The 13247-nt window shown below is 41.4% G+C and carries 12 protein-coding genes and 1 pseudogene; 7 read left to right on the forward strand and 6 right to left on the reverse strand.

The window, feature by feature from the left end:
- Window positions 1–22: 22 nt before the first annotated feature.
- Together MKY17_RS25480 and purT are read right to left on the reverse strand one after the other, a co-directional pair.
- Entirely contained in the window at window positions 23–1390 is a 1368-nt protein-coding gene (locus MKY17_RS25480; RefSeq protein ID WP_098372291.1) for an alkaline phosphatase, read from the reverse strand.
- A 682-nt stretch (window positions 1391–2072) separates the two neighbouring features.
- Entirely contained in the window at window positions 2073–3227 is a 1155-nt protein-coding gene (purT, locus tag MKY17_RS25485) for a phosphoribosylglycinamide formyltransferase 2 (protein WP_098372290.1), read from the reverse strand.
- Window positions 3228–3497: 270 nt separating this feature from the next.
- Between purT and MKY17_RS25490 the strand changes: the two genes are divergently transcribed.
- The gene (locus MKY17_RS25490; protein ID WP_260399879.1) at window positions 3498–3824 is read left to right on the forward strand and encodes a hypothetical protein; all 327 of its coding nucleotides are present in this window, start codon (window positions 3498–3500) and stop codon (window positions 3822–3824) included.
- Window positions 3825–4262: 438 nt separating this feature from the next.
- Here the strand turns inward: MKY17_RS25490 and MKY17_RS25495 are convergent, their stop codons facing one another.
- The 3 genes from MKY17_RS25495 to katA all read right to left on the reverse strand — a co-directional run bounded on the left by MKY17_RS25495 (window position 4263) and on the right by katA (window position 7326).
- Window positions 4263–5456, reverse strand: a complete 1194-nt coding sequence (locus tag MKY17_RS25495; RefSeq protein WP_098372289.1) for a M14 family metallopeptidase — start codon at window positions 5454–5456, stop codon at window positions 4263–4265.
- Between the two features lie 38 nt (window positions 5457–5494).
- Window positions 5495–5668, reverse strand: coding sequence for a hypothetical protein (locus MKY17_RS25500; RefSeq protein ID WP_179891106.1), 174 nt, complete (start codon window positions 5666–5668; stop codon window positions 5495–5497).
- Window positions 5669–5862: 194 nt separating this feature from the next.
- Window positions 5863–7326 (reverse strand): catalase KatA, encoded by a 1464-nt coding sequence (gene katA, locus MKY17_RS25505; RefSeq protein WP_179891105.1) that lies wholly within the window; start codon window positions 7324–7326, stop codon window positions 5863–5865.
- Between the two features lie 604 nt (window positions 7327–7930).
- Here katA and MKY17_RS25510 point away from each other — a divergent pair.
- The 5 genes and pseudogenes from MKY17_RS25510 to MKY17_RS25530 all read left to right on the forward strand — a co-directional run bounded on the left by MKY17_RS25510 (window position 7931) and on the right by MKY17_RS25530 (window position 11679).
- On the forward strand, window positions 7931–8821 hold the full coding sequence (locus MKY17_RS25510; RefSeq protein ID WP_098372287.1) for a TetR/AcrR family transcriptional regulator: 891 nt from the start codon (window positions 7931–7933) through the stop codon (window positions 8819–8821).
- A 112-nt stretch (window positions 8822–8933) separates the two neighbouring features.
- A complete protein-coding gene (locus MKY17_RS25515; protein ID WP_339201058.1) occupies window positions 8934–9134 on the forward strand; it encodes a hypothetical protein in 201 nt (66 codons plus the stop codon).
- A gap of 139 nt (window positions 9135–9273) precedes the next feature.
- Complete coding sequence (locus MKY17_RS25520) at window positions 9274–9621, forward strand: phage holin family protein (RefSeq protein WP_098371410.1); 348 nt, start codon at window positions 9274–9276, stop codon at window positions 9619–9621.
- A gap of 257 nt (window positions 9622–9878) precedes the next feature.
- Window positions 9879–9995 (forward strand): annotated as a pseudogene (locus tag MKY17_RS25525) (endonuclease); the annotation flags it as partial.
- Between the two features lie 316 nt (window positions 9996–10311).
- A complete protein-coding gene (locus MKY17_RS25530; protein WP_098371411.1) occupies window positions 10312–11679 on the forward strand; it encodes an amino acid permease in 1368 nt (455 codons plus the stop codon).
- A gap of 46 nt (window positions 11680–11725) precedes the next feature.
- On the opposite strand, the gene MKY17_RS25535 is transcribed toward MKY17_RS25530, so the two are convergent.
- Window positions 11726–12589, reverse strand: a complete 864-nt coding sequence (locus MKY17_RS25535) for a DUF4349 domain-containing protein (protein WP_098371412.1) — start codon at window positions 12587–12589, stop codon at window positions 11726–11728.
- Between the two features lie 142 nt (window positions 12590–12731).
- Here MKY17_RS25535 and MKY17_RS25540 point away from each other — a divergent pair, with 142 nt between their 5' ends.
- The gene (locus MKY17_RS25540; RefSeq protein WP_098371413.1) at window positions 12732–13190 is read left to right on the forward strand and encodes a TspO/MBR family protein; all 459 of its coding nucleotides are present in this window, start codon (window positions 12732–12734) and stop codon (window positions 13188–13190) included.
- The last annotated feature ends 57 nt before the right edge of the window (window positions 13191–13247 follow it).

Consider the following 13247-nt stretch of genomic DNA (forward strand, 5'->3'; position numbering starts at 1 on the left):
TGAATCCCTCCCTGAAGTTTTTTTACTTCTTTAATAGATCAAAAATGATTTTGGCATGATCCGTGTTATCGACCTGTCCTGCAAACCGTTCTTTATATGGTCCATATGCGTAGACCGGAACATCTTCACCTGTATGTCCCCCGGTAGTCCATGCAGTATTGGTCCGATTATCGAATATGGCTTCGATGGCATTATCGACGTTCGTCACATTTTTTGATTTGGCAGCTTCTGTTACCGTTTTGATTTCACCGTCAGTTAGCTTCACTTCATTTTGATCAATATATTGCTTTAACGTCTTTTCAACATCGGCCCCTTTGACGATGGCATCCGCCATGAAGTCAGGGGTGCGTTTGGCTGCCTTGATCGGTTCACCATACCAGTTATATATTCCTTTTGCCCCGATCGAGAATCCTCCTGTAGAGTGATCCGCAGTAGCCACCACTAAGGTATGTTTGTCTTTCTTCGCAAATTCAATGGCCGCTTTGTATGCTTTTTCAAAGTCTTCCATTTCACTCATTGCACCTACGATATCATTATCATGTCCGGCCCAATCGACCTGGCTTCCCTCGACCATAAGGAAGAATCCATCTTTGTCTTTATTCAAGCGCTGGATCGCCGAACTTGTCATGTCTGACAAAGAAGGCGTTTCACTTGGGCGGTCAATCATTTTCGGAAGTCCCTCAGAAGCGAATAAACCAAGGACCTGTTCATTTTTATCCTTAAGCATTTGATTTTTATCAGTCACATAACTGTAACCGTCTTTTTCGAAGGCTTTCGTCAAATTGACATCAGGCCGGACAAAATTGGACTTCCCACCGCCCAATAGGACGTCAATTTTATGTTTTCCCTTGATTAAGTCATTATAATAATCGTCTGCGATTGAATTCATGTTTTTCCGATTTTCATCATGGGCGCCAAAAGATGCAGGTGTAGCATGAGTGATTTCTGAAGTGGCAACCAATCCCGTCGCTTTTCCTTTTTCCTTTGCTGCTTCCAATACGGTTTTGACTTCAGATTTATCGTTATCCACTGCAATCGCAGCGTTATAAGTCTTCACTCCGGAAGACATTGCCGTTGCAGCTGAAGCTGAATCCGTTATATTTTGTGCAGAGTCTTCTGGGTAAGTCATCTGCTGGCCAACCAAGTATTTATCAAACTCTGTCCGTTCTGCCACCTTCGTACCAGGGTTATCTTTTAAATACCGGTAAGCGGAGGTATAGGAAACACCCATGCCGTCACCGATCAGGAAAATCACGTTCTTGATTTCCGGTTCTTTTTTTGTCTTATCCTTTGCCGAAACACGATCCGCAGCGGACCATGATAAACCTCCAAATGCTAATGCAGAAGCCAGTGTGATGGGCAATACCTTTTTACTCCATGTGCGATTCAAATGAATAGCCTCCCTTTAATGTTTTCTATTTAATTAAACTATAGGTGAAGAAGATGAACTCAATGTCAAGGCAATGTAAAAATGCAGCAGGATAATTGTTAAGACAAAGTAAAGGAGACATGTCACGGAATTGCATGCCACTTTTATGAGGGATGTTGGTTGTTGGAGAAAAATCACCAGTAGTGGGGCATGTTACAGGGTTTAGCGGAGTTAACACCAGCGTGGGTAAGTGATCTTTCATTTAACTTCTTCAAATCAGGGTGATTTGAAAGTGCTAAAAAATTAATGGACAAAAGAAAATAAAGCACCCTATCAGGATGCTTCAGAGTCAGACTGCCTATCCCTACAGTTTATCCAGAAATCCGCTCTCTTTCCCCCGGCTGTCTGCCAAACCTCATCAAAGCAAGCGCGTTTGGAGTCTCGGCTAGCTAGCTATTCGCCAGAAGTGTCACAAATTTCTTCAATTTAATAGGAGTTTTATAAAAGAGTAAAAAACCATGGAATAAACTAGTCTTAAACAGTTCGGGATGAGACCAGCCTACAATTTTTCTTTAGGGCGGAAAGCGAGTGCCGGGAGTGGAATCAACGTTTCAGTTGACATTAAAGAAATCCGATCCCTTTCCGCCCCCCTTTGTCGACAAAACTGAAGCTCTCCATTCAAAGGGCTTTTTGCACGATTACTTCATTCTACAACTAAACATTCCAAAGCACGGGCCGCATTCACTCTCGCCAACTCGATTGAATCGGCAGTCGACAGGGCGACTGCGACCCTTCTACCTGCCTTTGTAACAGGTTTTCCGAAAAGACGCACTTGTGTATTAGGTAAAGCCAAAGCCTGTTCAACACCGACTATAGAATATTCCGATAACTCATCCTGCGCTTTTAATGGACGGCTGGCACCTGGGCTGATCAGCTTGATTTCCGGGATGGGAAATCTTAGAATCGCCCGAATATGCAGGGCAAACTCCGACAAATTCTGAGTCACTAAAGTCACTAGTCCCGTATCATGAGGACGTGGGGAAACTTCACTGAAATAGACTTTATCCCCTGAAAGGAAAAGCTCAACCCCGAATAATCCGTACCCTCCAAGTTCATCCGTAATAGCATGGGCAATTCTTTTCGCTTCCATGATTTGCGCTTCTGTCATATTATGCGGCTGCCAGGATTCAATATAATCCCCGCCCTGCTGAATGTGACCGATTGGGGCACAAAACATGGTACCATTTATGGCCCGGACAGTAAGCAGCGTGATTTCCGAATCAAAACGGATAAATTCTTCAATGATCACCCGTCCATTTTGAACCCGGCCGCCTTCCATCGCGATCCTCCAGCAATCCTCCAGGTCACCTTCCGTGCGGCACACACTTTGCCCTTTACCTGAGGAACTCATCAGCGGTTTTACGACATTGGGAAATCCAACTTCCTTGGCAGCTTGGACAAATTCTTCATATGTATCGGCGAATTTGTAGGCTGCGGTCGGAATCTCCAGGGTTTCAGAAGCCAACCTCCTGATTCCTTCACGATCCATAGTCAATTTAGCCGCTCTTGCCGTCGGAATGACATGAAAGCCTTCCTCTTCCAATTTGATTAATTCAGATGTAGCGATGGCTTCGATTTCCGGTACAATCAAATCGGGTTGTTCTTTTTCCACAATTCCCCTTAGTTGTTCCGCATCCAGCATATCGATCACATAACTGCGATGAGCCACTTGCATGGCAGGTGCATGTTCATAGCGGTCTACAGCAACGGTCTCCACACCAAGTCTCTGTGCTTCAATTATGACCTCTTTCCCCAATTCACCCGAGCCCAATAATAAAATCTTTTTCGATTTATACATTCAGTCTCTCCTCCTCCATATCCTCAAAATCATTATATACGAACTATAAATGAATAAACATAAATATTTATTCGTATTTTCATTTAAAATGCACCAAAAACATTAAACAAACGTATTTCATTTAAGTTTTTTTAAATACACACTTGACAAATAGGAATAATAAGCATTATGCTAGATGAAAATATATACGCTGACCAGTTCACTGGAGGCTCCCTATTCAACATGAGTAGGGAGCCTTTTCGTTTTTATCAATAAGGGAGGAAATACACTATGCAAAAGGAATTGGTAAGGCCCATTTTCCCTATTTTGAATGAGAAGAAAAATGGCCGCTTTGAGGATATGAAGTACATCAATCTGCCTGACAGATTATTCTTCGAATGGTGCCGGCAGCAATATGCCCTGAATAGAGGGGTTTACAATGCAATCGATAATTGGTTCTATCAATATGGCATTGACCATATACTTTACCGAAGGATCAACCTATTAGCCTTTTTGGAATTTGCTGCTCCCCCGGCACAAGCAGCCGGAAAGACAAAGTTCATTAAATTTGGCAGTGGCGGACTAACAAAAAAGCTGCAGGAGTTCATTGCAGATTAACCTGAATCTTATAGTGCCCTTATCAGTAATACGCCCATTCTCATCCTACTGGTAAGGGACACTTATGCGAATGTCGAAATTTGCATTACGATTATTTTTGAAAATGTAAGCGCTTTCTATTATAATGAAATTAGGTTGGATGGCATGCGTGGCCGTCACAGTATTTGGCGTAGGTGGGGCCAATACTAGCGTTAAGGAAGTCAAACTTCTTACCGTAAAACTTTAGAATTCCTTTTGTTAAGGGCTGCAATATTACTGGGACATGGAGAATGTCCGTTAATTTCAGGCTAAAAAGCGTGTCATTCATGCAATCGATAAGTAAAGCATGACTTTACTTATTTTTTGCAGCAGCCCTCATCGTTTCAAGTCTAATAGTTTATAAGACTAAAAAGCTCTTCCCCATGGTAACGGAGTTGAGCTTTTTCATTTGGTCAAAATTCACATATATAACCCTGCCAAGAAAATTCCAAGCGACTTCTGATAAATCTCATCGAACTGTGATATAGGGAGGGGATTCGTTCCTTTGCCCAGCTCCACGGTAAACCCCGGCCTGCGCCAATCCTGAATGAACCAATCCTTATACCCTGCGTAACTATTGGCGGATTTTACAGGCTCATATCCACTGACCCTCGCAAACTCATTGACTATCGTTTCCGACTCGGGCGGTTCCAAACCTTCAAACCCCCAATAAATGACTTCTCCCTGGGTATGGAACGCAAGGACTTTGCCAAAATCACGTTTTCTTGTCAACTCTGACATTGCAATGGCCTCTGGCTGTGTAAGCGGCCCTTCCCCGGAATAATTTGCCGGACCTGGCTCCGTTACATTATTGCGTTCTTTTTCCAGTTCCCATTTGGCGGGAAATTGATCATTCAGATCCACCCCGTTAATATTTGCCTTCCAGCCAGAGAAGTCTTCGCTTCCATTATTCCATTCCACGAGCCGTCGCCTCAATGACTCATCTGCAGGAGGGCCTTTAAGAACCAACTCCACTCCGTCCGGATTCACCATTGGGACGATCGACAGCATCGTCTGTTGATAAAAGGGAAACAGAGATAGACCGCGGATGTCTGCCTGATTCGTGATCGCGAGTAAATAATCATTTAAAAAGGTCATGATCACAGGCGTCGTTATCCACTCATTCGCATGAAAGGAACCATTATAGTGAACTCGTTTGTTACCATTTCCAATCAGCACTTCAGGGATATCCCTTTCAAGCACAGAGTCTCCGATCGGGGAGGTTTTAATAAATGGATAGATAGTTTTCAACCGTCTTACATCGGTCATCATTGTCTCATAATCATATTCCCGGTTTCCTTGAATTAGCCTCCAAGTAATCCTTAATGGCACAGAAATTGTCTGACCAACTTGCAGGGCATTCGGGTTGAGATTGGGATTAACCAAAAATAGGGCATCCAATGAAAGATTACGTGACCTGGCAATTGCCCATAACGAATCACCTTGTTTAATATTATAACTGGTCGTCGTAAAGCCAGGAATTTTGATTTGTTGGCCAATCATAAGTGCAAGTGGATCAATCCCACTATTGGAATCAATAATAAGTTGGTAATTCACCTTGAATAATTGGCTATAATACCACAAGGAATCATTTTGCCGCACAAAAACGTCCATACTGCACCTCCTCTTAACCAAATGTATGCTGATTCGATTTAATTATTGCTTTGACATTGTTCTGCTCCTGACTGAAATCTTCGAGCAATTTGCTTTTCATCAATTAAGAAAATGCCAAGCTCCATTCCCTCCCCATCCAACCTTTTAAGTGAGAGCTGGATTTTCTTGTAAATTGGACTACCAACTAAAACCCGATTCTTATTACTAGTCATTAATTCCACCCTTTACCGAATCTAAGTAACTGGCCCCCAATTAATCTGACAGCATGACTTCCTTACAAACATTTATAACTATATATTCTTACCGAACTTGTCGGGTGTCATTTATATAACGGAGCCCTCCATAAACAAACAAAACAGGCACCCATTCATGAATGGATGCCTGTTTTCATTTAATAGATTGGTAGTTACATATTTTGCGCTTCTTGCGGTACGGGCAAACCTAAACCTTCGGCTATGCGCGTTCCGTATTCCGGATCGGCTTTGTAAAAATGTCCGATTTGACGAAGCTTGATTTCTTCCAATTCCACAGGTTTCATTGCGCCCACGATCGTGTCAACAAGGCGAATTTTCTCTTCGGCACTTAATAGACGGTATAAGTCACCTGCTTGAGTGTAGTGATCATCACTATTATGACCGACTTGTGCAGCTTTCCCAGTCACCTCGAAAGGAGTGACTTTATTTTCCGTTGTTTCGGCAGGGCCGTCAAAACTATTCGGCTCATAATAAACAGATCCCTTACCATTGTCATCTGCACGCATGAAGCCATCACGCTGATAGTTGTTCGCCTCCACTTTCGGACGGTTCACCGGAAGCTGGTTATGATTCGAGCCCACACGGTAACGGTGTGCATCTCCATATGCGAATAGGCGTCCTTGAAGCATCTTGTCTGGGGAAGCTTCAATTCCCGGTACGAATGTTCCCGGTGAGAACGTGGCTTGCTCTACTTCAGCAAAGTAGTTTTCAGGATTTCTGTTCAATACCATGCGACCAAGCTCGATCAGTGGATAATCTTTTTGAGACCATACCTTCGTCACATCGAATGGATCGAAACGGTATGTATCCGCATCTTCCAGAGGCATGATCTGAACATATAATTTCCATGCAGGGAAGTCCCCTTTTTCAATGGCATTGAAAAGATCTTCCGTATGATAATCAGGGTTTTCACCTGCTAATTTTGCAGCTAGATCCACATCAAGGTTTTTGATGCCCTGTTCTGTTTTGAAGTGGTATTTCACCCAAACGCCTTTTCCTTCAGCATTCACCCATTTAAATGTGTGGCTTCCGAAACCATGTGTATGACGAAGTGTAGCAGGAATGCCCCGATCGGACATCAGGATCGTCACTTGGTGCAGAGATTCCGGTGAATGTGACCAGAAATCCCAAACAGCCGTAGGGTTTTTCAAATGTGTTCTAGGATCTCTTTTTTGTGTATGGATGAAGTCGGGGAATTTAATCGCATCGCGAATAAAGAATACAGGCGTATTATTACCGACGATATCGTAGTTTCCTTCTTCCGTGTAGAATTTAACAGCAAATCCACGCGGGTCTCGGACTGTATCAGCAGAACCCAATTCTCCTGCAACTGTGGAGAAACGGATAAAAAGATCTGTCTTCTTGCCCACACCATTGAAAAGTTTAGCTTTCGTGTACTGAGAAAGGTCGTTCGTTACTTCGAAAGTTCCGAATGCACCGGCCCCCTTCGCATGAACTACACGTTCAGGCACACGTTCACGGTTGAAGTGGGCTAGTTTCTCCAATAAGTGTACATCCTGAATGAGTACCGGGCCGCGTTCGCCGGCAGTAATCGAGTTTTGATTATCTCCTACTGGCGCTCCCCAGCTTGTAGTAAGGTTTTTCTTATTCGACATAATTGAACCACCTTTTCATTAATATTTATGTATATAATGATAAAGCTTCTTAGAAAAAAATCAATACTTATTTATAATAATTTTAATATAATAATCAATTCATTATTTTTTCGTTGATGATATGACTTCACCTCCAACCGTAATATGGAGAATTCAAAATCTATAAACGTTGACGGAACAAATTATAGGCATAATAGAATTCCTAATAATGGTATACGACCTTCATAACCAATAATCCTTCATGACAAGTGATTTTATCATTTCTCCTACCAATGGGTTAGTAATCGAGAATGATAACGAATATTCATAGATACTTTGCGCTAACTTTACCTATTTCCTTCTATTTATCTTATAACAAACCGAAATGATCTCCTGTGACTTTGTTCACTACATCAGGCTTTATTTACATGACGAATAGAAGGAGGCATAGAAACTGACTTTTGTGAACCTTATCTTCAGCAGAACTATTCATAAACGGACTGAAACAAAAGGCCTTCACCCTTATTTTGCTGGAGAAATTGTAAACATACTGGTTTGTGTTCGTATAGAAAATAAGATACTATTACGTTAAAATGACCGTCCAATAAGAGTAAGGGTGATATATATGAATGAGCGCAAACAACTGGTAGTTAAATATGCACACCAATTATTTATTGAAAAGGGTTATCAAGCCACTTCCATTCAGGATATTTTAGATTATAGCGGCATTTCAAAAGGAACATTTTATAACTATTTTTCTTCTAAAAGCGAATTGCTTAAGGCAGTTTTCCTAACTTCGCAAGAAAAATTCGAAAAAGAGCGGAATGAATTGCTGATTGGGCAAAACCTTGCAGATATTGAAATATTCATCAAACAATCCGAATTACAAATGCACTCCAACAAAAACAATAAAATCTTTTTCTTATATGAAGAAGTAATGATTTCAAATGATACCGAACTTAAGAACTTCATAACTCATGCTAAATTCCAGCATATCCATTGGCTATCAAAACGGTTTCTGGACATTTTCGGTGCTGATAAAAAACCTTATATTTTGGACTGTGCCATTCTCTACTCGGGGATGATGCATCAAACGATTCATTTTAATGCCTTGGCTAAAGAGCCCGATTTCAACCCTACTGAAATTATCCGTTATTGTGTCGATAGGATTAAATCGATTTTCGAAGATGTCAGCACGTCAAAAGCACAGCTATTGGAACCCGATCTCATCAAGCAATGGCTGCCTGAGTGCTTTCATACACAGCAGGATTTTCATACAGCACTCCTGCACTCTGCAAATGGCCTAAAAAAGATGATCTTGAGGCTATGCCAAGATGATGAAGCGGAAAGGGTCAAAAACTTAAAATTGATTCACTTTATCCAAGAGGAATTATTACAAAACACTGAACCGCGAACCTTTCTCATCGAAAGTGCTCTGCTTTCCTTAAACACCAACCCAAAATTGAAAAACACATTGGAATTAAGTGAATTCGAAAGAATCATTGCCAACAACTAAATAGAACCTAATGGGTCCCATTTTGCAGACAAATGGGGGTCCTTTCGGCGGAAAGGTAGCGGATTTCTGAAATCAACTGGACCTTTTTAAATGAATAGACTGTAGCCGAACCGTGTTTTTAAAACAAGACTTGCTTATCCTCCATCGTTTACTTTTTATATTGGATGAAACCTATATTGGATTGAAGAAATTTGCGACACTCCTGCCGAATAACTGGCTAGCCGAGACCCCACAGGCACTTGTGCCGAGGAGGCTTGGCAGACAGTCGGCGGAAAGGGAGCGGATTTCTGAAATCAACTGGACCTTTTTTTAAGTAAAAAGGTCCTTTCGGTTCTGGGGGAATACATATCGTATTCCTCTTTTTTTTGTGACAATTCTGCAAACATATAACTGAAATTCATGAAATTTTAGTATAATGACTTGTAGTAAAGTGTCTTCAGGAGGAGTTATTCATGAACATAATAATGCGTTTTCTTATCAACGGGCTGGTATTGCTCGTTATTGACTGGCTTCTCGACTCCATCACGATTAAATCTTACGGAACAGCCTTGCTGGCGGTTTTTATATTATCGATCATGAACTTGCTGGTTAGACCCATTCTCCTACTTATCACATTGCCGATCACCATCCTGACGTTCGGGTTGTTTTCTTTCATTATCAATGCCTTCACATTCCAAATCACTTCCTATGCCGTCAGTGGCTTTGTAATAAATTCTTTTTGGGGAGCTTTAATCGGATCATTGTTATTGAGTTTCATTCAAAGTCTTCTTATAAAACAGAGTAAAAAAAACCATCAGTAGCATGCTGTTAGTTAAAACTGTAGACAAACTCGATGAAAATCGAGTTTGTCTACAGTTTTTTTTAGGATCTACATACTGAAACAGTAAGTCGAATGCTGACGGTTTTTCGTATCATTTTCATTTCCATAACAGCCTTCGCTATTTCCCGGGCAATTCCCCTAAATTCCGCTAAGCTTCACTTTACATATAAATCGACTTCTCTGGAAATCAGTATCAAACGATTCATGGAATGGCTTCTTACTGGAGTGGTATGAACAGAAAATCCTGTAGATGCCTTCGAGCTTAACCGAAATGAGGTCATTTATAATCAGTATCAGCATAATCGCAACCCTTTCGTAGATCATCCTGAATTGGCCTCCGCCATCTGGCAATGATGGAACGAATATGCTGTTCCTTATTTTGGAGCCAGCTTTTCCATCATCAAAAGTCTAAATTTTTAGAAAAATCACATAATTATATTTTGTTTGAATAGCATTCTAATAGTTTTTGAAAGATTATATATACGAGGAAAACAGATTGAATCACTTTGTAGTAAGCGTTTTCATTTTTTGCTTTACATTCTTCCTATTAAAATATATTATTTAGTTGTAATATTATGTGAAAAATCAATAAATTATATGTATTCTCCTCTACTAGTGATAAAATGCTAGATAGAGAAAATTAAACTCCAACATAGAAAAGGGGAAAATTATGCAAAACTCCAAAGAATCTCAACTGCATAGAGGTTTGGAAGAAAGACATATCGCATTAATGTCTCTTGGCGCAGCCATTGGAGTCGGTTTATTTCTCGGCTCGGCATCTGCGATTAAATTAGCCGGCCCAGCCATCATCATTTCCTACGCCATTGGCGGGCTTATGATCTATCTTATCATGCGTGCACTAGGGGAAATGGCGATTAAAAATCCTGTCGCAGGTTCTTTCAGTCGCTATGCTAGCGAATTTGTCGGTCCTCTTGCCGGATACATAACCGGATGGAATTACTGGTTCGTTTGGATTGCCACCTGTATGGCTGAAATTACGGCAGTCGGAATTTATATGCAATTTTGGTTCCCTGACACCCCGCAATGGGCTTGGGCGTTAGCCGCTCTTGCCATCATGACTACGGTTAACTTTCTTGCTGTAAAAGCATATGGTGAATTGGAGTTTTGGTTCGCCTTAGTGAAAATCATTACGATCATCCTTATGATCGTCCTTGGCTTCGGAATGATCATCTTCGGACTGGGGAACGGCGGAATCGCGGTCGGATTCGGCAACCTTGTTGAACATGGAGGGTTTTTCCCTAATGGGATTTCCGGTGTCATCCTCTCTTTCCAAATGGTCATGTTCGCCTATTTGGGAATTGAAATGCTTGGAGTAACCGCAGGTGAAGTTAAAAATCCTGAAAAATCTTTAAAAAGAGCCATCGATACCGTTTTTTATCGGATTTTACTTTTTTACGTTTTAGCTCTGACAGTCATTTTATCGATCACTCCATGGGATGAAATGAATGGAGAAAACAGCCCATTCGTTATGATGTTTGATAAAATCGGTATACCAGGCGCAGCAGGAATCATTCAGTTTGTCGTACTGACAGCAGCCCTTTCATCTTGTAACAGCGGGATCTTCAGTACAGGAAGAATGTTATTCAACCTAGCGCAGCAAGGTGAATCACCAAAAAGTTTCGAACGTACTACAAAGTCAGGCGTTCCTGGCGTTGCCATCATCGTTTCGGCTGTCGTGCTTCTTTTCGGTGTTTACCTTAACTACATGGAAGCCGATAAAGTTTTCACTTACGTCACAAGTGTCGCTACATTCGGTGCCCTCTGGACATGGGGAACCATACTTGTCACACAGATCATGTCTAGACGGAAAATGAGTCAGGGAGAAAAGCAAGGCTTGTCTTACAAAATGCCGCTTTTCCCATTCACTTCTTATTTCACTTTAGCCTTTTTAGTATTCGTAATGGTAGTACTCGGCTTTTCAGCAGATACAAGAATCGCTCTAATCGTTGGTCCGATTTGGATCTTACTGTTGGTAGCCCTGTATTATGTGACTGGCTTGCATAAACGGAATAGATAAATGTCAGAGGGTGCCCAATCTAATTGGCACCCTCTATTTCTGCCTTTCACCTATTACCCCGTCTTTTGATCACCCAATAAGCCACCGCACCAGCTCCGCCTAAAATGATGAGGATAGGCAAGTTTCCTATTATGAAAACAATGATTCCTGAACCCGCTTTAAGTAATAGATTCGCACTCGTTGCAAGTTGTTTCTTCGTTCTCTCCCATGTATTCAATTCCTTATTATCAATGCCCGGCACAACTATCCGGTCCTGTGATAACGTGATGGTAACCGTCGAATATGAGGTTTGGTTTTCTAGATACTTCATTTGCCCGGTCAGCTGTTCTATTTCTTCTTGCACCACGGCAAGATCGGATGATATTTTCAGTAAATCTTCCGTCTTCTCAGCATCCTTCATGAATGCAAGTAATCTTTCCTCTACTGCCCTCTTTGATTTCAATCTTGCTTTTAGATCTACATATTGCTCCGTTACATCCTGTCCTGTCACATTCCTTCCGACCACTTCTGAAGCCTCGCCCTCGCTATCGGTCAGAAATTCCTGAAAATGGGATTCAGGGACCCTAACAGTGATCATTCCTTCCACCAGTTCTTCATCTTCCCTGTATACATTGGACTCGACCACATATCCGCCATATTCAGCCACCTTATTCTCAATCTTCATTTGTGCTTTTTCAAGGTTCTTCACCTTCAACTCAAGCTGGGCTTGATGGATGACCTTTCTTTCATCCGTCATCCCTTCCTTTTCCGCTGCTTCTTCCTGCACCTTATTCCCGGAAATTGAAGCGTCCATTTTACTGTCCTCCGTTTCATCCTGTGCTTTAGATGCTGAATCATCTTTTTCATTACTGCTGCATCCAGCAAGTAAAAGTAACAAACAGAACATAAGCATCATTGTTTTACGGTTCATCGGTATTCCCCCTTTTCTTAATAGTACCGACGTATAATCTGGAAGAAAGTTACACTTGGTCATTAAAGGCCCTGTTTTATTTTCATATGAATAGGTAAAGGTATAAGAACATCCAAATTATGAAGAAAGAAGTGAATTCATTATGAACTACGGAAAATTCGCTAAAAGTTTATTGGTACCTGTGGTCGGAGGTTCACTTGTGGGTATATTCGCCACAAGGAATTCAAAAGAAATTTATGATGAACTCAAGAAGCCTGCATTTGCGCCTCCTTCCTGGACTTTCCCCGTTGCTTGGACAAGCCTTTATACGATTATGGGAATAGCGAAATATCGCATTGCATCCAAAGAAAAAAAATCGAAGTCCGCTGAACGCCTCTATGATACTCAACTAGGGTTGAATTTCTTATGGTCTTTTTTATTCTTCAAATGGGGATTGCGCGGAACAGCCTTTATTGAAATGGCTGCACTGCTGACCCTGATTACTTTAACGGCATTCGAGTTTTATAGAATAGACCGTGCATCCGGTTTAGCTATGATTCCCTATATAGCATGGGTCACCTTCGCATTAGGATTGAACTTTTCCATTTTCAGAAACAATTAATCACATAAAGAAGCGCCCCTTGTATTAAGGGGCGTTCTCTTTAGAGTTTCACGAGTA

Source organism: Peribacillus sp. FSL P2-0133, from assembly GCF_037975445.1.
GTDB classification, from domain to species: domain Bacteria; phylum Bacillota; class Bacilli; order Bacillales; family DSM-1321; genus Peribacillus; species Peribacillus simplex_E.